Raw genomic sequence first — 21,070 nt, forward strand, 5'->3', positions numbered from 1 at the left:
GGGTATACTTCGCCATCCTTTACAAAAGCACTGGAACCGCCCCTCGATGCCGAAACCTGCCATTGCGCTCGACTTATTATTGCTGCCGACCTGGCTGGTACCCGTCGAACCTGCAGGCGTTGTGCTCAAGGAGCACGGCCTGGGCATTCGCGACGGTCGCATCGTGTTTATCGGCCCGCGCGCCGAAGCATTGAAGTGTAACGCCACAGAAACCCGGGAATTGCCGGATGTGCTGCTCGCCCCCGGCCTGATCAACGCGCACGGTCACGCGGCGATGACGCTGTTTCGTGGCCTGGCCGATGATTTGCCGCTGATGACCTGGCTGGAAAATCACATCTGGCCGGCCGAGGCCAAGTGGGTCGATGAAGATTTCGTTCGCGATGGGACTGATTTGGCTATCGCCGAGCAGATCAAGGGCGGCATCACCTGTTTCTCGGACATGTATTTCTACCCGAAAGTCGCCAGCGAGCGCGTGCACAACAGCGGCATTCGCGCGCAGATCGCCATTCCGATCCTTGATTTCCCGATTCCGGGCGCCAGCAGCGCCGATGAAGCCATTCGTCAGGGCGTCGAGTTGTTCGGCGATCTCAAGCACCATGAACGGATCAAGATCACCTTCGGCCCCCATGCACCGTACACCGTCGGTGACGAAAACCTCGAGAAAATCCGCGTGATTGCCGAGGAGCTGGACGCCTCGATCCATATGCACGTGCACGAAACCGCTTTCGAAGTTCAGCAAGCGCTGGAGCAGCGCGGTGAACGTCCGCTCGCGCGCCTCGGCCGTCTCGGCCTGCTCGGCCCGCGCTTCCAGGCCGTGCACATGACCCAGATCAGCGATGACGACCTGGCGTTACTGGTAGAAAGCAACACCAGCGTAATCCACTGCCCGGAATCGAACCTGAAACTCGCCAGCGGCTTCTGCCCGGTCGAGCGTTTGTGGCAGGCTGGCGTCAACGTGGCCGTTGGCACCGATGGCGCCGCCAGCAATAACGATCTGGATCTGCTCGGCGAAACCCGTACCGCTGCGCTGCTGGCCAAAGCCGTCGCCGGTTCCGCCACCGCACTCGACGCCCATCGAGCGCTGCGCATGGCCACACTCAACGGCGCGCGCGCACTGGGAATCGAGGCGCAAGTCGGCTCGCTGGAAATTGGCAAAGCTGCCGACATCGTCGCTTTCGACCTGTCCGGCCTGGCCCAGCAACCGGTATATGACCCGGTCTCGCAGCTTATATATGCCACCGGTCGCGATTGCGTGAAACACCTGTGGGTCGCCGGCAAGCAACTGCTCGACGACCGCCGCCTGACGCGCATGGACGAAGAGCAACTGGGCGCCACCGCCCGGACCTGGGGCCAGCGCATCAGCGGCCACACCGAATCGTAAACACCTTGGTGCAAACGCCAGGGCTACAGCACTTTTAAAGTTTTAGAGGATTTAATATGAGCAACGTCGACCACGCCGAAATCGCCAAATTCGAAGCCTTGGCCCATCGCTGGTGGGACCGCGAAAGCGAGTTCAAACCACTGCACGACATCAACCCGCTGCGGGTCAACTGGATTGACGAGCGGGTCAATCTGGCCGGCAAGAAAGTCCTCGACGTCGGTTGCGGCGGCGGCATCCTCAGCGAAGCCATGGCGCAACGCGGTGCCACGGTGATGGGCATCGACATGGGCGAAGCGCCGCTGGCGGTCGCGCAACTGCATCAACTGGAATCCGGCGTCAGCGTTGAGTACCGCCAGATCACCGCCGAAGCCCTGGCCGAAGAAATGCCGGAGCAGTTTGACGTGGTCACGTGCCTGGAAATGCTCGAGCACGTGCCGGATCCGTCGTCAGTGATCCGCGCCTGCTTCCGCATGGTCAAGCCGGGCGGTCAGGTGTTCTTCTCGACCATCAACCGCAACCCGAAGGCCTACCTGTTCGCCATCATCGGCGCTGAATACATCATGAAGCTGCTGCCGCGCGGCACCCACGATTTCAAGAAATTCATCCGCCCGTCCGAGCTGGGTGCCTGGAGCCGCATGGCCGGCCTGACCGTCAAAGACATCATCGGCCTGACCTACAACCCGCTGACCAAGCACTACAAACTGGCCAGCGACGTTGACGTCAACTACATGATCCAGACCCTGCGCGAGGAGTAAGCCGATGGCGATCAGAGCAGTTCTTTTCGACATGGACGGCACCCTGCTCGACACGGCGCCGGACTTCATCGCCATCTGCCAGGCCATGCGTGCAGATCGCGGCTTGCCGCCGATCAACGACAAGCACATCCGCGACGAGATTTCCGGTGGCGCCAAAGCCATGGTCGCGGTGACGTTTTCGATGGACCCGGAATCGCCGGGCTTCGAAGAACTGCGTCTGGAGTTCCTTGAGCGCTATCTGGTTGGCTGCGCCGTGCACAGCAAACTGTTTGACGGCATGGGTGAACTGCTGGCCGATATCGAAAAGGCCAAGCTGATCTGGGGCGTGGTCACCAACAAACCACTGCGCTTTGCCGAGCCGATCATGCAGCAACTGGGATTGGCTGAGCGTTCGGCGCTGCTGATCTGCCCGGATCACGTGAAGAACAGCAAGCCGGATCCGGAGCCGTTGATCCTTGCATGCAAAATGCTTGATCTGGATCCGTCGACGGTGCTGTTTGTCGGCGATGATCTGCGTGATATCGAATCGGGGCGCGATGCCGGTACGAAAACGGCAGCGGTGACGTTCGGCTACATCCACCCGGACGACAACCCGCGGCATTGGGGGGCGGACGTGGTGGTGGATCATCCGTCGGAGCTGCGCAAGGTGCTCGATAGCGCGCTTTGCAGTTGCTGAGACCTGACGCAGAGCGTCATTGGCTGCATCCCCACGCAGAGCGTGGGAACGATCTGACTTGATGAGGTTTTTATGTTTGATTACTCCGCTCGTCCCGAATTGCTCAAGGATCGGGTCATTCTGGTCACCGGTGCCGGTCGCGGGATCGGCGCGGCAGCCGCAAAAACCTATGCCGCTCATGGCGCTACGGTATTGCTGCTGGGCAAGACCGAAGCGAACCTGACGCAGGTGTATGACGAGATCGAAGCTGCCGGGCATCCGCAACCCGCCGTGATTCCGTTCAATCTCGAAACCGCCCTGCCCCATCAGTACGATGAGCTGGCCGCGATGATCGAGACCGAGTTCGGCCACCTCGACGGCCTGCTGCACAACGCTTCGATCATCGGCCCGCGCACGCCGATCGAACAGTTGTCCGGTGAAAACTTCATGCGCGTCATGCAAGTCAACGTCAACGCCATGTTCATGCTGACCAGCACCCTGCTGCCGCTGCTCAAGCTGTCGCAGGATGCCTCGGTGGTGTTCACCTCCAGCAGCGTCGGGCGCAAGGGCCGTGCGTACTGGGGCGCTTATGGCGTGTCGAAGTTCGCCACCGAAGGCTTGATGCAAACCCTGGCCGATGAAGTCGACGGTGTCGCGCCGGTACGCTCCAACAGCATCAACCCGGGCGGCACGCGCACCAGCATGCGCGCCCAGGCGTATCCGGGGGAAAACCCGCTGAACAACCCGACACCGGAAGAAATCATGCCGGTCTACCTGTACCTGATGGGCCCGGACAGCACCGGCATCAATGGCCAGGCCTTCAACGCGCAATAACTGCCATACGTCGCTTTTGTTGCCGCGGCAGATTCCTGTCGCGGCATGCATTTGCCGCTGGCGACTGTCATATTTCAGTCAATTTTCCACCGCGCCCCTCCCCCTTGTTCAGCCAACCTGTTGATTCCAAACGGTTTAAATAAAACCGAACCGAATGGCACGACTTTCGCTCTAAATTTCCTCAAAGCATGCCGTGTGAAGGCAGTGGGGCAAGGCCGATTTCGATAGCTGACTAATCGTCTTCAGGCAGACTAAACTTACGCCAAATGTCCTACGGGACTGATGGATCAGTATGACGCGCAGCCCATAGCCGCTCTCACCCAGCCTGTAAGACAGACTTACTGCTTTAGGGGCTCACGCCATATGAAATCACCCTCCCAGACCAATGCAATTGACTTTGACAGTGCCAAATTGCAACGCCTGGGCTTTGGTCAGCTGCCTCCCCTTCTGGAGCGACCGGCCAGTCTTGCGCAATTGCGCCAGCAAATGAGCCTGCAACTGCAAACCAGCCTCGAACCGCAACGCATCCTCGGTCTGTTTTTCCGCGAAGTTCAGCGTCTCGTGCCCCTGGACGCGCTTAGCTACGTGCATCAGGGCAGTGACCTGCGTCTGGAGTTCGGTGCCCGCGGCCACCACTCGATCAGCTATACCCTGAGCCACGAAGGCGAGCACATGGGCGAACTGGTGTTCCGTCGCAATCAACGCTTCAACGACAAGGAACAAGGTCAACTGGAGTCGTTGCTGTCATCCTTGCTGTACCCGATGCGCAACGCGCTGCTTTATCGCGAGGCGACTCAGAGTGCCCTGCGCGATCCGCTGACCGGCGCCGGTAACCGCATCGCCATGGAGCAAACCCTGCAGCGGGAGATCGATATGTCTCGCCGACATCAACAACCGTTGTCGCTGCTGATGCTCGATATCGACCACTTCAAACGGGTCAACGACAGCCATGGCCACAGCGCCGGCGATGACGTGCTTAAAGCCATCGCCGCGACAATCAAGGCGCAACTGCGCAACGTCGACATGGTGTTCCGTTACGGTGGTGAGGAGTTTCTGGTGCTGCTGTCCAACACCAGCCGGGATGCGGCGGCAATGGTCGGCGAACGCCTTCGTTATGCGACGCAGGCGGCCGAATACTATGCCGATGGGCAGTTGATTGAATTGACGGTGAGCCTGGGATGTTCGACGTTGTTGCCGGGCGAATCGGCTGACAGCTTGCTGCGCCGCGCTGACAGTGCGTTGTATGTGGCCAAGCGTGAAGGTCGCAACCGCCTGGCGATGGCGGGCTAAGCCTTTCAGGCAACACAAAACAGTGTGGGAGCGAGCTTGCTCGCGAAAGCGGTGAATCAGTCAACGCAGTGCTGACTGACATGACCCCTTCGCGAGCAGGCTCGCTCCCACATTGGTATTGCGTGAGGCTTGAATCAGCTCTCGACTACCGCCCTGCGCTCTCGGTTGACCAGCAAGCGTTCCGACGTCTCCAGTTGCATGCAACGCTCCAGAAACAGATACATGTAGTCATAGCTCTTGCAGACGGCCTGACGCAACTCGGCCTGCAAGGCCTTGCTCGGGTTCATCCCGGCCAGGGTGCAGATGATTTCCAGCGCCTCCCACGGATGGGCATCGTCGTACTGGGCATGCATCTTCAACCACTTCATCGCGCGCTTGCGATCCTCTTCGGGAAACGCTGCGGCATACACGCCGGTGGAGCAGACCAGCGCCGACCACTCCCCGGTCGCGCCTTCGATGGCATAGTTGGTGGCCGCGATGGCCACAATCAACGAATCGGCTGAGCTGGTGTGCCAGCACCAATGACTCAAGGCATGCAGTTCGGGCGGCACATGTTGGGCCTGAAGGTCTTCCAGACTGACGCCATGTGCACGACTCCAGTGCACCCAATAATCCGCATGATTGAGTTCAACGCGGATATTGCGCATCAGCCAGCGCCGCGCCATGTCTTCGCCCGGATGCCGGGCAAACCTGGTTTTGGTGAGATTCTGCGCCATGTACAGCGCAAATTGCTCAACCACCGGCCAGCCCCCGATCAGGTACTGACGCATGGTTCTGGCGCTGAGCTTGTTATCACGCATGCGCAGGTAAAGTTCATGTTCGACAACCCGGCGCTTGCTCTCGCTGCAATCCGCAATGAGCTGTTGTGCCCAGGCAGGATAACTTGCAGCTTCCATGAGTGGTCCGGTTCGGTTGAATGTGTCGATCACTGTTCGGCTCCTTTTGATTTGTGATTGTAAGGATCGGCGAGAGACTTCAACGGAACGTGCCAGGCGCTTTGAATAACAGCGGGTGCGGTCTGGCGGGCCGACTTTGCAAACTGTCGCAGGTAAACAACTGTGGGCGTTCTATAACATAACCCTGAGCGTAATCCACACCAATTTCAAGCAGGGCCTGCTCGATCTGGGTTGTTTCAACAAACTCGGCAATTGTCTTTTTACCCATGACATGCCCGATGTGATTGATCACTTCGACCATTGCGCGGTTAATCGGGTCGTCCAGCATATCCTTTACGAAACTCCCGTCGATCTTCAGGAAGTCTACAGGCAAATGTTTCAGATAAGCGAATGAAGACATTCCGGCGCAAAAATCATCTAACGAAAAATAGCAACCTAAGCCTTTGAGTTCATTAATAAATCTTATTGCACTGCCCAGATTTGAAATTGCACTGGTTTCTGTAATTTCAAAACAAATCATTTCAGGCGGTATTGCATAGTTAACAAACTGTTCCCGCAGAAAGTGCAAAAACGCGTCATCTCCTATAGTAATGCCTGACAGATTAATCGCACACATTGCTAAAGGTTGTTGATGTTCTTGGGCAATACATTGAGCAATAACCTTGAATACATTCTGAACTACCCAACGATCCAATTGACTCATCAAACCATAGCGCTCGGCGGCGGGAATGAAACTGTCCGGCAGAATCATCCGCCCCGCTTCATCGTGCAGACGCAGCAGAATCTCGATATGCCCACCGTTGTTGTCACCCGGCTTGAGCGGAGCGATTTCCTGGGCGTACAGACAAAAACGGTTTTCTTCCAGGGCCATGTGCAAGCGTTGCACCCAAGCCATCTCACCAAAGCGCAGGGACAGTTCGGAATCGTCAGCGTGATAAACCTGCACGCGGTTGCGGCCCTTTTCCTTGGCCATGTAACAGGCCATATCTGCGGCACGCAATGAGGCTTCGAGGGTCGTCGGGACTTGTGCGATATGCACCAGGCCAATGCTCACGGTGGTCAGGAACGGCCGCCCCTTCCAGACAAAGTGCAGATTCTGCACAGTCTGACGCAGCGCCTCGGCAATCTTTTCCGCCGCGTCCGGCGCGCAGTTCTCCAGCAAAATGCCGAACTCATCACCACCCAGTCGCGCCAGCGTATCGCCCTCGCGCAATCCGGACTGCAGCAGCGTACATATGTGCCGCAACAACTCATCGCCGGCGGCATGGCCGCAGGTGTCGTTGACCAGTTTGAATTGATCAAGATCGAGGAACATCAGCGCATGCCGCCCGGTATGGCGGGTGAGATTGTGCAGCGCCTGCTCCAGGCGATATTCGAACTCGCGGCGGTTAGCCAGCCCAGTCAGCGCGTCATGGGTGGCCTGCCACGACAGATTGGCGATGTATTGCCGTTCCTGGGTCATGTCGTGCAACACCAGCACCGTGCCACTGACCTTTCCGGCATTACGGATCGGCGCGCCGACCAGGGTCACCGACAATGTCGTGCCATCGAGGCGCTGGATCAGCTTCGAGTGCTCGCTGCCGCCACTGAGCTTGCCGCTGAGAATGTGCTCGATCAGGGTCAGCCCTTCGGACTGGGCGTTGTCGTCGAGCAGATTGAACAATGCCGCCAGCGGCAAACCCGCCGCCTGTTCGGCTTTCCAGTGGGTCATGGCTTCAGCGGCCGGGTTCATGTAATCGATAGCGCCGCTGACGTCGGTGGTAATGACGCCATCACCGATCGAATGCAAGGTAACGTGCGCCCGATCCTTCTCCAGTTGCAGCGCCTCGGCAAAGGCATGGCGCTGTTTGAGCAACTTGTGCGTGCGCCACAGGGCCAGCACGATCAGCCCCAGCGCCGTGGCGAGATTGGTCAACAGCAGCAGCCGCAGGATCATCCGCGAGCCTTCGCCCAAGGCATCACTGAAGGCTTTCGCGGCCGGGGTCACGCCATCGTTGATGGCAAAAATGCGTGCCTTCCAACCCTGGATATCGGCGCTGCTGGCGGTGTTTTGCGAAATGCTGCGGTGCATCTCCTGCGCCACGTCATCCAGCTCGACCAGATAGGCGTCACCGACCGTCCAGCGGTCAATTGCGGTTTCCAGATAACTGAAATGGCGGAAGTTGAGGTACAGCCAGATCAGGCTGGAAACATCGTCCGGGTGGTTGCCACCCTTGAGAATGCCTTCGCGCGCCGCGGCCAGGTCCGGCGGCTGATGATCCAGCGCCAGGCGCAACTGATGCCCGCCTTGCGGCACACCGATCGCAGTGCGGTACTTGAGGAAAATCGCCTCGTCACGGCTGTCGGCGTAGAGATTGAGGTAGTAAATCGCGTCCTTCTGGCCCTTGGACCAGAGGCTTTCACCAGCGACGTAACCGCGAACCGCCGAGAGCACGTAAAGACTCACGCCGCCCAATAACGCTTGAAATAACACGACGGCAATAAATGGCCAGACGATGCCCAACAACCGTGGCGTTCCGAGAGTCCGCTTTTGCTTCATGAGATCCCTTGCGCAAGCACTGCCAGATGAACACCGGAAAATCCCGCTCCTGACAGCTCAGCCTAGGCTAATTTTCGCCAAGTCAAAGGGACAGCTCTGCCGTCCTCTAGGTCGATTGTGCAAATGGCGGGACTGTACGGGCGTTCCGAGTGATTTTACTTAATGCAATTCAAGCACTAAGCACAGAAACCGGCACGAAACTCAAGGGCGCTGGATCTGCTGCAGATGACCATAGAGCTTGGCATACAGACCACCATCGGCAATCAGCTGCTGGTGATCGCCGTCCTCAGCGACCTGACCGCCATCGAACACCAGCACGCGATCAGCCTGTTTCACCGCCGACAGTCGGTGGGCAATGATCAGCGTGGTGCGGCCATTGAGGAAGCGCGCCATGGCCTGATGCAGGTTGTACTCGGTGGCGGCGTCGAGGGCCGAGGTGGCTTCGTCGAGGATCACGACTTTCGGTTCGGCGAGGATCATCCGCGCGATGGCCAGACGTTGCCGCTGCCCACCGGACAGGCGCACGCCGGAGCGGCCGACGATACTGTCCAGACCATTGGGCAAGGCGCGGATGGTCGCTTCGAGCTGAGCGATTTCCAGCGCCTGCCAGCACGCCTCGTCACTGCGGGTGCGGCCCATGGTCAGGTTGGCGCGCACGGTGTCGTTGAACAGCGCCGGGTGCTGCAACACCACCGCGACGTTTTCGCGAACCGTGTCCAGACCGATTTCCTGCTGGGTCGAACCGCCGAAGCGGATGGTGCCGGACAGTGGCGTATACAGCCCGAGCAGCAATTGCACGAGGGTACTTTTGCCGCCGCCACTGGCGCCGACAATCGCGACTTTTTCACCGGGAGCAATCGACAGATTCAGCTGATCCAGCACCAGGTCATCGCCGTAGCCGAAGCTCAGGCCCTGTACCTGAATACCTACGGTGTCCCGGCCCTTGAACGGATCGACACCGCCGGGATATTGCGGCTCATCGGCGCGCGCCAGCAGTTCGTTGATCCGCGCCAACGCCCCGCCCGCCGCGTAATAGGCGTATTGCAGATTGAGCAGTTGTTCGACCGGGCCGATCATGAACCACAGGTAGCTGAACACCGCGAGCATCTGGCCGATCGACAGGTCGGAGAACAACACCGTGAGCATCGCCGCCGCGCGGAAAATGTCGATGCCGAACTGGAACAACAAACCGCTGGCACGGTTGGAAGCGTCGGTTTTCCACTGCGAGTTGACCGCGTAGTTACGCACTTCCTGCGCCCGCAGGCCGAGCCGCCCGAGGAAGAAACCCTGACGGTTGCCGGCACGGATCTCCTGAATCGCATCAAGGGTTTCGCTCAACGCCTGGGTGAAACGCGAGGTGCTGTCGTTCTCGAGCTTCTTCAGGTGTTTGACGCGTTTGCCCAACTGCACCGTGGCGTAGATCACCAGCGGGTTGAACAGCAGAATCAGCAGCGCCAGTTTCCAGTGCATCCACATCAGGATGCTCGCGGTGCCGACCAGCGTCAGCATCGCCACCAGAAAGCGACTGAGGGTTTCGCCGACGAATTTGTCGAGGGTATCCAGATCGGTGACCAGGTGCGTCGTTACTGTGCCGCTACCGAGGCTTTCGTATTCGCCGAGGGAAATCCGCTTGAGGCGCTCGATCAAACGCACGCGAATACGATAGACGATGTCCTTGGCCAGCCGTGCAAACAGCCGCGACTGCAACACGCCAAAGCACAGCGAACTGCAACGCAGGGTAAGGGTCACCAGCAACATCAGGCCGATATAGCCGGCCGCTTGCTGCCACATCGTCGGCAGCACATGGTTCATGACTTTCAGCGCGGCATCGCCATGGCCGAGCAGGACTTCGTCCACCAGCAGCGGCAACAGCAATGGAATCGGCACGCTGCACAGCGTCGCCAGCACAGCCACGCCGTTGGCGATCCATAGGGATTTTTTGTGAGTGAGTGCCAGTCGCCGGACTTCTGCCCAGCTCAGCCGGTCGACACGCTTTACGGCTGGCGTGTCATCGGCCAGGTCAGGCACAGGCGGCGCGCTCCAGCCAGCGGCCGAGCAATGGCGACAGTTCGCTGAGCGGTTGATAGCCATTGGTCAGCAGCGCCAGTTGGCCATTGCGTTCGGCGAGCAGGGTCGGGAAACCGGCGATGCCCAGATCCTGCACCCAACTGAAATCGGCCTGAGTGGCTTTGTGCTGATCGGCATGATCGAACAACGCCGCGAACTCGATGCGCGGCACACCGGCCTTCTCCGCCAACTCGACCAATACGCTGGCCTGGGTGACATCGCGGCCTTCAGCGTAAAACGCCTGCTGGATCAGCCCGACCAGTGTCCACGCGCAATCCGGTGCCAGGCTGCGCGCAGTGACGATCGCCCGGCAGGCCGGTTCGGTGTCGTAGACAAAACCGTCGGGCAACGCACCTTCGAACTTGAACGCTTGACCAGTGGCCTCGGTGACCGCTTGCCAGTGCTCAAGAATGTAACGACGCGTGGTCGGTTCCAGCGCCGAACCGCTGCCGGTGCGCAAACCACCAACCACCAGATGCAGCTCGACCCCGGCTGCTTGCGCCTGCTCGACCAATGCCTTGGCCACCGGAGCAAAACCCCAGCACCATGAACACATCGGATCCATCACATAGAGCAGGCGCGCAGACATGATTAAGCCTCGGTGGATGCTTGCTTGTAGTTGTAGCCGATCGGGTGCGGCATGTTGCGCGCCTTGGCCAGTTCGATCTGCTTCTGCCGGTCGATGGCGCTGCGGCGGGTTTTCTCGCTCAACGTGTCCCAGCAATGCGGGCAACTGATGCCGGCAACGTAATGCTCGCTGGTGCGATCTTCAACACTGACCGGTGTGCGACAGGCATGACATTGATCGTAGTCGCCTTCGCTGAGGTCGTGACGCACGGTCACGCGGTTGTCGAACACGAAGCAGTCGCCCTGCCACTTGGTTTCTTCCTGCGGCACCTCTTCGAGGTACTTCAGGATGCCACCCTTGAGGTGGTAAACCTCTTCGAAACCCTCGCCGAGCATGTAGCTCGAAGCTTTCTCGCAGCGAATGCCACCGGTGCAGAACATTGCGACCTTCTTGTGCACGGCCGGGTCGAAGTGTTCTTTGATGTAGTCGGGGAATTCGCGAAAACTGGTGGTTTTCGGATCGATGGCGCCTTCGAAAGTGCCGATCGATACTTCGTAATCGTTACGGGTGTCGATCAACAGCACTTCCGGGTCGCTGATCAACGCGTTCCAGTCTTGCGGATCAACGTAGGTGCCGACCTTTTTGTTCGGGTCGACGCCTTCGACACCGAGGGTGACGATCTCTTTCTTCAGTTTGACCTTGGTGCGATAGAACGGCTGCTCGTCGCAGTACGACTCTTTGTGATCGATGTCGATCATGCGTGGGTCGTTCTTGAGCCAGGTGAGCAGACCGTCGATGCCTTCGCGAGTGCCGGATACCGTGCCGTTGATGCCTTCTTCGGCGATCAGCAGGGTGCCTTTGATCTGGTTGTCGACCATCGCTTGCAGCAGCGGCTCGCGCAGGTTGACGTAATCTTCGAGGGTGACGAACTTATACAGTGCCGCCACGACAATCGGTTGTGTCATGGGTATTTCTCCAGGTGGCTACCCTCGCAAAGGGTGAACCGGATTCAAAAAAAAACGCGCCGGGTGAGCGGCGCGTTGCGGATTCTAGCAAAAAACCGAAGCTTAATGCTTACTGCCGCCAGCACAGGTCGGCGATGCCGGAGCGGCGCCGATCTCTGCCCATTCCTGCGGGGTGTAAGTGTGCAGCGCCAACGCATGGAACTCGCCCATCAGCTCACCGAGCGTGCCGTAGACTTTCTGGTGGCGCTTGACCCGGTTCAGGCCGTCAAACTGCGCGCTGACCACCACGGCCTTGTAGTGCGTCTGCAACCCGCGACTGTGCATGTGGCTTTCGTCCAGCACTTGCAGGTGCTCAGGCTGAAGCAGGGCCAGCGTCGATTCGATGCGTTGTTGCATGGTCATCACGAACTCCGCTTACTTCTTCTTGGCCGGCGCAGCAGCGCCTTTCGGGTCCAGCTCTTTGGTCATGTCGTCGAGCAGCTTGTTGACGACAGGCACGGCGCTTTCCAGTTTGGCCTGGGTCATCTGGGCCGATTGTTGGGTCAGCTGCGGCATTTTTTCCAGGACTTTCTTGCCCAGTGGCGACTGGTAGAACGCGACCAGGTCTTTCAGCTCGGATTCGCTGAAGTTGCTGGTGTAAAGCTTGACCATGTCAGGCTTGAGCTTGTTCCAGCCGATGGCCTGGTCCAGGGCGGCGTTGGCCTTGGCCTGGTAGGTTTCCAGTACGGCTTTCTTGGCTTCCGGGGCTTTGGTCTGTTCAAAACGCTGAGCGAACATTTGCTGCACTTGCATGTACACCGGAGTGCCCAGCTTGTCAGCGTGCGCCAGGGTCAGGAAAGCTTCAGCACTGGCGTTGTGGCTGGCGGTATCGGCAAGCACCTGGCCGCTGGCGCAAACCAGTGCAACCGCGGTGCAGATGGCACGAAGACGAGTCATCGAGTTTCCTTTTCAGCTAGGCGAGGTAAAACCCCAAGGGCGACCATTCTGCGCCTAAAAAACCTCGTGGCTCAACCCCCGAGCCTTGCCGTGCTTGATTGGCCGGGTTTTACCGGTCAACAATCGGTTCGAGGGAACCACCACGGCCGATGCCGGCCTAAACTGCGCAAACAGACCAACAGGAGTGTGCACGATGAGCCGTATCGAAACCGACAGCCTGGGCCAGATCGAAGTCCCGGACGACGCCTATTGGGGTGCTCAGACGCAACGCTCGCTGATCAACTTCGCCATTGGTCAGGAACGCATGCCGCTGCCGGTACTGCACGCTCTGGCCCTGATCAAGAAAGCCGCTGCACGGGTCAACGACCGTAACGGCGATTTGCCCGCCGACATCGCCCGCCTGATCGAACAGGCTGCCGACGAAGTGCTCGACGGCCAGCACGACGACCAGTTTCCGCTGGTGGTCTGGCAGACCGGCAGCGGCACGCAGAGCAACATGAACGTCAACGAAGTCATCGCCGGGCGCGCCAACGAACTGGCCGGCAACCCGCGCGGCGGCAAGACCCCGGTGCACCCCAACGATCACGTCAACCGCTCGCAAAGTTCCAACGACTGCTTTCCCACCGCCATGAGCATTGCCACCGCCCAGGCCGTGCAGGAACAACTGCTGCCGGCGATTGCCGAGTTGTCTGGCGGCCTCGCAGAACTGGCCGCGCGGCACATGAAACTGGTGAAAACCGGTCGCACGCACATGATGGATGCGACGCCGATCACCTTTGGTCAGGAGTTGTCCGGGTTCATCGCGCAACTGGATTACGCCGAACGCGCAATCCGCGCTGCGTTGCCAGCCGTGTGTGAACTGGCTCAGGGCGGCACCGCGGTGGGCACCGGGCTGAATTCGCCGCATGGTTTTGGTGAGGCGATTGCTGCAGAACTGGCGGCGCTGTCCGGCCTGCCCTTCGTCACCGCGCCGAACAAGTTCGCCGCCCTCGCCGGCCACGAACCACTGACCAGCCTCTCCGGCGCGCTGAAAACCCTCGCCGTGGCATTGATGAAAATCGCCAACGACCTGCGCCTGCTCGGCTCCGGTCCCCGCGCAGGTTTTGCCGAAGTGCGGCTGCCGGCAAATGAGCCGGGCAGCTCGATCATGCCGGGCAAGGTCAACCCGACCCAGTGCGAAGCGCTGTCGATGCTCGCCTGTCAGGTGCTAGGCAACGACGTGACCATCGGCATTGCCGCGAGTCAGGGTCACTTGCAGTTGAACGTGTTCAAACCGGTGATCATTCACAACCTGCTGCAATCGATCCGCTTGCTTGCCGATGGTTGCAGTAACTTCCAGCAGCACTGCATCGCCGGACTGGAGCCGGACGCCGAGGTCATGGCCCGACATCTGGAGCGCGGGCTGATGCTGGTGACGGCACTGAATCCGCACATTGGTTATGACAAGTCGGCGGAGATCGCCAAGAAGGCTTACAGCGAAGGGCTGACCTTGCGTGAGGCGGCGTTGGCGTTGGGCTATCTGACGGATGAAGAGTTTGATGCGTGGGTGCGGCCGGAGAATATGATTGAGGCAGGCGCCAAGGGTTAAGTTTTGTAGAGCCTGAAAGTCCGTCTTCGCGAGCAGGTCGAATCGTCGCACCGTCGCTCCCACAGTGGACCGCATTCTCATGTTGGAAATGCGTCCAAATGTGGGAGCGAGCCTGCTCGCGAATGGGGCCAACGCGGTTTAACTGGCGGCCATCTTTATCCGCCGCGCCTTCAATCCAGCAATTAATGAAGGCCCCAACGCCACCAGCGCCGACCCCAGCACCACCAGCACCGCCCCGCCATAACCCAACCCGTTGATCTGCTCGGCATGCACATATTCGGGCCAGATCCCCGCCGCAATCGCCACTGCGCCAAAGGTCACCAACGGCGTGATCGCCAACGTCGCACTCACCCGCGACGCTTCCCAATGCGCCAGCGCTTCAGCGAACGCGCCATAGGCAATCAACGTGTTCATGCAGCACGCCAGCAGCAGCCAGCCCTGCAACGGGCTGAGGTTCAGCGCTTCGAGCGGATGCACCCACGGCGTCAGCAACAGTGCGCAGAACAGGTAGATCACCATCATCACCTGCAACGAATTCCATACCGTCAGCAGTTGCTTCTGGCCCAGCGCATAAAAGGTCCAGACCGTCGACGCCAACAGCACCAGCAACACCCCCGCGGTGTAATCCGACAACGAGGTCAGCAACTCTGCCAGCCGTTGATTGAAAAACAGCATGAAACCGATCAACAGCACCGCCAACCCGATTCCCTGACCAATACTGAAACGCTCCTTGAACACAAACAGACTGGCGATCAGCAACATGATCGGGCCCATCTGCACCACCAGTTGCGCGGTGCCGGGGCTGAGCAAATTGAGCCCCATCAGGTACAGCACATAGTTGCCGACCAGCCCGAGTACCGCCATCAGCACCAGCCAACCACCCCTGGGACCCAGCACTTTGCGATTGGGCAGACGTTTCACCGCCGCCAGATAGATGAACAGACAGCCACCGGACACCAGCAGACGAAACCAGGTCACCGTGACCGGGTCCATCACCAGCAGCACCTGTTTGAGTTTGATCGGCAGGATGCCCCACAGAAACGCGGTCAGCAGCGCCAGGAACAAGCCGTACACCCAGCGACCCGATGAAATGTGCATGGAAACCCCAAAGCCTGCTGACAAGTGCGCTCATTCTAGGCGCGCCATGAACCGACACACAGGGACAGTTAAGGCCAGGACGCGAATGAAACTGTTCAGGTCGCAGCATTAAATTGACGTCGCGCCGTTGATCGGCTGTACAGGCGCGCCAAATGCTTCAGGCATAAGCTCAATGGATCCCTTTCAGCGCACCAGCCAAGGAGACCGATCATGTTAGCAATGCGCGCGCAGGACAGCGCCCCCGCCACGCACTTTCGCAGTGATCGCTTGTGCCGGGTCAATGGCGAACTGTTTTTCAGCACTCGGGAAAATACCCTTGAGGGGCCGTTCGACAGTCCCGAAAAGGCTGAGCAGGAAATAAAGGCGTATATCGCGCGGATGCAGCTACAGGATTCCAACCGGTAAACCCGGTAGATCCCTTCGCGAGCAAGCTCGCTCCCACATTGGATCTCTGGTGTACACAAAATCAGTGTTCACTGAAGATCTACTGTGGGAGCGAGCTTGCTCGCGAAGAGGGCTGAACAGACAACTAGTGAATTGAGGATTAACGCACCGCCTCAAACAGCCCCGTCGCGCCCATCCCGCCGCCCACGCACATGGTGACGATGCCGTAACGCAGATTACGCCGCTGCAACTCCCGCACCAGATGCCCGACCTGCCGCGACCCGGTCATGCCAAACGGGTGACCAATGGAAATCGAGCCGCCATTGACGTTGTATTTCTCATTATCGATCTCCAGCCGATCCCGGCTGTACAGGCACTGCGAAGCAAACGCCTCGTTCAGTTCCCACAGATCGATATCCGCCACCTGCAAGCCTTTGGCCTTGAGCAGCTTCGGCACCGAGAACACCGGGCCGATACCCATTTCGTCCGGCTCGCAACCGGCCACGGTGAAGCCGCGGAAAAATGCTTTCGGCTTGAGGCCCAACTGCAAGGCTTTCTCCAGGCTCATCACCAGCGTCATCGACGCACCGTCGGACAGCTGCGAGGAGTTGCCCGCCGTCACCGAACCATCCTCGGCGAACACCGGTTTCAATCCGGCGAGACTTTCATAGGTGGTGTCCGGGCGATTGCAGTCGTCGCGATCAACCACACCGTCGAGAATCTGCACTGCACCGGTGTTTTTGTCCTCGACGCGGTACTTCACCGCCATCGGCACGATTTCATCGTTGAACAGTCCGGCAGCCTGCGCCTGAGCGGTGCGGATCTGGCTCTGCAATGAATAGCGATCCTGCGCTTCACGGCTGACGCCATAACGCCGCGCGACCACTTCGGCGGTCTGGCCCATCGTGTAGTAGATGCCCGGCGTTTGCTGCTTGAGCAGCGGGTTGATCAGGTGATCGGTGTTGACGCTTTTCATCGTCAGGCTGATCGACTCGACGCCGCCGGCCACGATGATGTCGCTGCAACCCGAAGCGATCTGGTTGGCAGCAATCGCAATCGCCTGCAAGCCCGACGAACAGAAACGGTTGAGGGTCATGCCGGCGGTGCCGGTGCCCAAACGCGACAGCACCGCGACGTTACGGCCGATGTTGTAGCCCTGCGCGCCTTCGTTGGAGCCGGCGCCGACGATGCAATCCTCGACGCTGGCCGGGTCGATGTCGTTGCGCTCAAGCAGCGCGTTGACGCAATGAGCCGCCATATCATCGGGGCGGGTCTGGTTGAACTTGCCGCGAAAGGATTTGGCCAGGCCAGTCCGCACGCTGTCGACGATCACCACTTCACGCATGGCATACCTCATTGTTGTAGTCGGTTGAGAGTGGACCGAGCATAAGTCCACCGCATCAACCACCGCGACAATCATTCACCCCGCGTATGCGCGTCTATCGGCTCAGTCCTTGTGTTTCTTCGCGTGCTTGTCGGATTTCTCGAAGGCCTCTTCCAGTGCACGGTTGATCGTGCGCAACACCTTCACCCGGGCCCAGCGTTTGTCATTGGCCTCGATCAGCGTCCATGGCGAGATCTCCGAGCTGGTGCGGTCGACCATATCGCCGACGGCAGCGCGATAGGCGTCCCACTTGTCGCGGTTGCGCCAGTCGTCTTCGGTGATCTTGAAGCGTTTGAAGGGGATCGCTTCGCGCGCCTGAAATCGCTCCATCTGCGTGTCTTTATCAATCGCCAGCCAGAACTTGACGACGATCACTCCGGCGTCGGACAGCTGCTCTTCGAAATCGTTGATTTCGCCGTAGGCACGCAACCAGTCGGCCGGCGTGCAGAAGCCCTCAATCCGCTCTACCAGCACACGGCCGTACCAAGAGCGGTCGAACACGGTGAACTTGCCGCGCGCTGGAATGTGCCGCCAGAAGCGCCACAAGTACGGCTGAGCGCGCTCCTCCTCAGTTGGTGCGGCGATCGGCACGATGTTGTATTGCCGCGGATCGAGCGCCGCCGCAACCCGACGGATCGCCCCGCCCTTGCCGGCGGCATCGTTGCCTTCGAACACCGCCACCAGGGCGTGGCGGCGCATGCGTTTGTCGCGCATCAGCCCAGACAAGCGCGCCTGCTCGGTGATCAGTTGTTCTTCGTAGTCTTTCTTCTCCAGACGCTGAGTCAGGTCGAGGCTGTCGAGCAGGTTCAACTGATCGACCGGCGTGCCCAACGGCGCGGCGCTGACATCGTGCGGATGCACGTCCGGGCGCTTCAGCGCATTTTGCAAACCTTCGAGGAGAATCTTGCCGACCGCCAGGCTGCGATAGTTGGCGTCGGCGCCTTCGATCACGTGCCACGGCGCGTAATCACGGCTGGTACGGCGCAGCACGCGCTCGCCGTATTTGACGAACTTGTCGTAGGTTTCCGATTGCTGCCAGTCCAGCGGGCTGATGCGCCAGCTGTGCAGCGGATCATCTGCCAATGCTTTGAGCCGGGCCTTCATCTGTTTCTTGGACAGGTGAAACCAGAATTTGAAGATCAGCGCGCCTTCATCGCAGAGCATCTTTTCCAGACGCTCGGCGCCGGCGATCGCCTGATCCAGACGCGGATCCTTGAACAAGCCATGCACCCGCCCCTGCAGCATCTGGCTGTACCAGTTGCCGAAAAAGATGCCCATGCGCCCCTTGGCCGGGAGCATTCGCCAGTAGCGCCACGCCGGTGGCCGCGACAACTCTTCATCGGTCTGCTGATCGAACGTGCGCACTTCGATCAGGCGCGGGTCCATCCACTCGTTGAGCAACTTGACCGTCTCGCCCTTGCCCGCGCCTTCAATGCCGTTGATCAGGATGATCACCGGAAAACGCTTCTGCTGCTGCAGTTCGAACTGAGCTTCGAGCAAGGCTTCACGCAATGCCGGGACGGCCGCATCAAAGGTGTCTTTGTCGATGGCGTGACCGATTTCAGCGGATTCAAACATGGGACGGCTCCTTCCAGGATTCAGCAAGACTAGCGGATTGGGCACAGCAGCGGCGCAGAAATTCCCACGGCTGGCGGATTGTCCGTGAGTCAACGGGCGCAAGCCTTGCCATGGATCAAGCAGCCCCTGCGCGATCGGCTAGAATGGCCGCCTTGTCGTTGCCGAGCCTGCCATGAAACCTGTATTGCCCCACGCCCAACTCGATTGGGATGACCACGGACGCCCGCGTTCGCGGGTATTCGATGACGTGTACTTTTCCGACCAGTCGGGGCTGGAAGAAACCCGTTACGTGTTCCTCGAACAGAACCGCCTCGCCGAGCGTTTTGCCGCGCTGCCGGCGGATGGGCGACTGGTCATCGGTGAAACCGGTTTTGGCACCGGGCTGAATTTTCTTTGCGCCTGGCAGTTGTTCGAGCGGCACGCCATGGCGGGTGCGCGCCTGCATTTTGTCAGCGTCGAAAAATACCCGCTGAGCCCTGCCGACCTGAAACGTGCGCTTGCCCTATGGCCGGAACTCAAGCCACTGGCCGATCAGTTGCTGACGCATTACGTGGCGATCCATGCCGGCTTTCAGCGCATCACCCTGGCCCACGGCCGCGTGACGCTGACGCTGTTGATCGGCGATGCCCTGGAACAACTGCCGCAGCTCGACGCGCAGATTGATGCGTGGTTTCTCGACGGTTTCGCCCCGGCGAAAAACCCCGACATGTGGACTGCCGAACTGTTTGTCGAGCTGGCGCGACTGGCAGCGCCCGGCTCAACCATCAGCACCTTCACCAGTACCGGTTGGGTGCGCCGTTTGCTCAACGCCGCCGGGTTCAAAATGAAGCGCACGCCGGGCATCGGTCACAAGTGGGAAATCCTCCGTGGCGAGTTTCTCGGCTGGCCGGCGGAAGTGACGCCGCCGACGCCGGAAAAACCCTGGTTCGCTCGTCCTGCACCGATCGCGGCTGAACGTCGAGCGCTGGTGATTGGCGCCGGTCTCGCCGGCTGCGCCACGGCGTCCAGCCTGGCCGCACGTGGCTGGCAGGTGACGTTGCTCGAACGCCATGCGGCGGTGGCGCAAGAAGCCTCGGGCAATCCGCAGGGCGTGCTGTACCTGAAATTGTCCGCCCACGGCACGGCACTGTCGCAACTGATCGTCAGCGGTTTCGGTTACACCCGACGCCTGCTGGAAACCCTGCAACGCGGCACCGACTGGGACGCTTGCGGCGTGCTGCAACTGGCGTTCAATGCCAAGGAAGCCGAGCGTCACGCCCAGTTGGCCGAAGCCTTCCCGGAAGACCTGTTGCAGTGGCTGGATCAGCCCGAGGCGCAGGCCCGTGCCGGGGTCGGTCTGGCCCATGGCGGCTTGTACTATCCCGAAGGCGGTTGGGTGCATCCGCCGGCGTTGTGTCAGGCGCAAGCGGCGCAGGCGAACATCGAACTGCTCAATCATTGCCAAGCACTGCAACTGCGCAGGGTCGATGACCAGTGGCAAGCCCGCGACGGTGACCGCTTGCTCGCCAGCGCGCCGGTCGTGGTGTTGGCCGGTGCCGCCGACATCAAATGTTTTGCGCAGAGCGCCGAGTTACCGCTCAAGCGCATTCGCGGGCAGATCACCCGTCTCGCCGAAACCGCAGAAAGCCAGGCACTGGCCACTGTGGTCTGCGCCGAAGGCTACGTTGCGCCTGCCCGTCTGGGCGAACACACGCTCGGCGCCAGTTTCGACTTTAACAGCGATGACCTGACGCCGACCACCGCCGAACACGTGGGCAATCTGGCGATGCTCGAAGAGATCTCAAGCGATCTGGTTACGCGTCTGCACATCAGCGAACAGCCGGTCGAAAATCTTCAGGGCCGCGCAGCCTTTCGCTGCACCAGCCCTGACTATTTGCCGATTGTCGGCCCCCTCGCCGACCGCGAAGCGTTCCTCGACACCTACTCGGCGCTGAGCAAAGATGCCCGCCAAGTGCCGGACATCGCCTGCCCTTGGCTGGACGGTTTATACGTCAACAGCGGCCACGGCTCACGCGGACTGATCACCGCGCCACTGTCTGGCGAACTGCTCGCCGCATGGCTGGACAATGAACCTCTGCCGCTGCCACGCAGTGTCGCCGAAGCCTGTCACCCCAACCGCTTTGCGTTACGTCGGTTGATTCGCGGCAAATGA

Annotated in this window: 18 protein-coding genes; 8 read left to right on the forward strand and 10 right to left on the reverse strand. The window is 59.9% G+C overall.

What is annotated here, in order from left to right; genetic code table 11:
- Window positions 1–46: 46 nt before the first annotated feature.
- The 5 genes from HU754_RS21570 (at window position 47) to HU754_RS21590 (ending at window position 4,915) form a co-directional block, all read left to right on the forward strand.
- Window positions 47–1,381, forward strand: coding sequence for a TRZ/ATZ family hydrolase (locus HU754_RS21570; RefSeq protein ID WP_093435307.1), 1,335 nt, complete (start codon window positions 47–49; stop codon window positions 1,379–1,381).
- A 56-nt stretch (window positions 1,382–1,437) separates the two neighbouring features.
- Window positions 1,438–2,136: a bifunctional 2-polyprenyl-6-hydroxyphenol methylase/3-demethylubiquinol 3-O-methyltransferase UbiG gene (gene ubiG / locus HU754_RS21575; RefSeq protein ID WP_093435309.1), complete on the forward strand. Its 699-nt coding sequence runs from the start codon at window positions 1,438–1,440 to the stop codon at window positions 2,134–2,136.
- A 4-nt stretch (window positions 2,137–2,140) separates the two neighbouring features.
- Window positions 2,141–2,812 carry an N-acetylmuramic acid 6-phosphate phosphatase MupP gene (gene mupP, locus HU754_RS21580; protein ID WP_095048567.1) on the forward strand — a complete coding sequence of 224 codons (672 nt, stop codon included), beginning with the start codon at window positions 2,141–2,143 and terminating at the stop codon, window positions 2,810–2,812.
- Window positions 2,813–2,884: 72 nt separating this feature from the next.
- Entirely contained in the window at window positions 2,885–3,625 is a 741-nt protein-coding gene (locus HU754_RS21585) for a YciK family oxidoreductase (protein WP_025113079.1), read from the forward strand.
- A gap of 363 nt (window positions 3,626–3,988) precedes the next feature.
- Window positions 3,989–4,915 carry a GGDEF domain-containing protein gene (locus tag HU754_RS21590; protein WP_093435313.1) on the forward strand — a complete coding sequence of 309 codons (927 nt, stop codon included), beginning with the start codon at window positions 3,989–3,991 and terminating at the stop codon, window positions 4,913–4,915.
- Between the two features lie 134 nt (window positions 4,916–5,049).
- Here the strand turns inward: HU754_RS21590 and HU754_RS21595 are convergent, their stop codons facing one another.
- The 7 genes from HU754_RS21595 to HU754_RS21625 form a co-directional block, all read right to left on the reverse strand.
- Window positions 5,050–5,811: an iron-containing redox enzyme family protein gene (locus HU754_RS21595; protein WP_189661354.1), complete on the reverse strand. Its 762-nt coding sequence runs from the start codon at window positions 5,809–5,811 to the stop codon at window positions 5,050–5,052.
- 79 nt (window positions 5,812–5,890) lie between these two features.
- On the reverse strand, window positions 5,891–8,350 hold the full coding sequence (locus tag HU754_RS21600) for an EAL domain-containing protein (protein WP_186620517.1): 2,460 nt from the start codon (window positions 8,348–8,350) through the stop codon (window positions 5,891–5,893).
- Window positions 8,351–8,551: 201 nt separating this feature from the next.
- Window positions 8,552–10,378, reverse strand: a complete 1,827-nt coding sequence (locus tag HU754_RS21605) for an ABC transporter ATP-binding protein (RefSeq protein ID WP_093435319.1) — start codon at window positions 10,376–10,378, stop codon at window positions 8,552–8,554.
- A complete protein-coding gene (locus HU754_RS21610) occupies window positions 10,371–10,973 on the reverse strand; it encodes a DsbA family protein (protein ID WP_186620685.1) in 603 nt (200 codons plus the stop codon). Before HU754_RS21610 ends, HU754_RS21605 begins: the two co-directional genes overlap by 8 nt.
- Window positions 10,974–11,008: 35 nt before the next feature.
- Window positions 11,009–11,950, reverse strand: a complete 942-nt coding sequence (gene trhO / locus HU754_RS21615; protein ID WP_093435323.1) for an oxygen-dependent tRNA uridine(34) hydroxylase TrhO — start codon at window positions 11,948–11,950, stop codon at window positions 11,009–11,011.
- 102 nt (window positions 11,951–12,052) lie between these two features.
- Window positions 12,053–12,352: a BolA family protein gene (locus tag HU754_RS21620; RefSeq protein ID WP_064391455.1), complete on the reverse strand. Its 300-nt coding sequence runs from the start codon at window positions 12,350–12,352 to the stop codon at window positions 12,053–12,055.
- A gap of 12 nt (window positions 12,353–12,364) precedes the next feature.
- Entirely contained in the window at window positions 12,365–12,886 is a 522-nt protein-coding gene (locus tag HU754_RS21625) for a DUF2059 domain-containing protein (protein ID WP_034155305.1), read from the reverse strand.
- Between the two features lie 193 nt (window positions 12,887–13,079).
- Here HU754_RS21625 and HU754_RS21630 point away from each other — a divergent pair, with 193 nt between their 5' ends.
- Window positions 13,080–14,474 carry a class II fumarate hydratase gene (locus tag HU754_RS21630; RefSeq protein ID WP_007908383.1) on the forward strand — a complete coding sequence of 465 codons (1,395 nt, stop codon included), beginning with the start codon at window positions 13,080–13,082 and terminating at the stop codon, window positions 14,472–14,474.
- 138 nt (window positions 14,475–14,612) lie between these two features.
- Here the strand turns inward: HU754_RS21630 and HU754_RS21635 are convergent, their stop codons facing one another.
- The gene (locus HU754_RS21635; RefSeq protein WP_186620516.1) at window positions 14,613–15,572 is read right to left on the reverse strand and encodes a DMT family transporter; all 960 of its coding nucleotides are present in this window, start codon (window positions 15,570–15,572) and stop codon (window positions 14,613–14,615) included.
- 210 nt (window positions 15,573–15,782) lie between these two features.
- Here HU754_RS21635 and HU754_RS21640 point away from each other — a divergent pair, with 210 nt between their 5' ends.
- Window positions 15,783–15,977, forward strand: coding sequence for a DUF6316 family protein (locus tag HU754_RS21640; protein WP_093435328.1), 195 nt, complete (start codon window positions 15,783–15,785; stop codon window positions 15,975–15,977).
- Between the two features lie 139 nt (window positions 15,978–16,116).
- On the opposite strand, the gene HU754_RS21645 is transcribed toward HU754_RS21640, so the two are convergent.
- Complete coding sequence (locus HU754_RS21645; RefSeq protein ID WP_099756887.1) at window positions 16,117–17,301, reverse strand: thiolase family protein; 1,185 nt, start codon at window positions 17,299–17,301, stop codon at window positions 16,117–16,119.
- 102 nt (window positions 17,302–17,403) lie between these two features.
- Window positions 17,404–18,918 carry a polyphosphate:AMP phosphotransferase gene (gene pap / locus HU754_RS21650; RefSeq protein ID WP_095048579.1) on the reverse strand — a complete coding sequence of 505 codons (1,515 nt, stop codon included), beginning with the start codon at window positions 18,916–18,918 and terminating at the stop codon, window positions 17,404–17,406.
- 172 nt (window positions 18,919–19,090) lie between these two features.
- On the opposite strand from pap, the gene mnmC reads away from it, so the two are divergent.
- Entirely contained in the window at window positions 19,091–21,070 is a 1,980-nt protein-coding gene (mnmC, locus tag HU754_RS21655) for a bifunctional tRNA (5-methylaminomethyl-2-thiouridine)(34)-methyltransferase MnmC2/FAD-dependent 5-carboxymethylaminomethyl-2-thiouridine(34) oxidoreductase MnmC1 (protein ID WP_186620514.1), read from the forward strand.

Origin of the sequence: Pseudomonas zeae (genome assembly GCF_014268485.2) — a bacterium.
In the GTDB taxonomy this organism is placed as follows: domain Bacteria; phylum Pseudomonadota; class Gammaproteobacteria; order Pseudomonadales; family Pseudomonadaceae; genus Aquipseudomonas; species Aquipseudomonas neuropathica.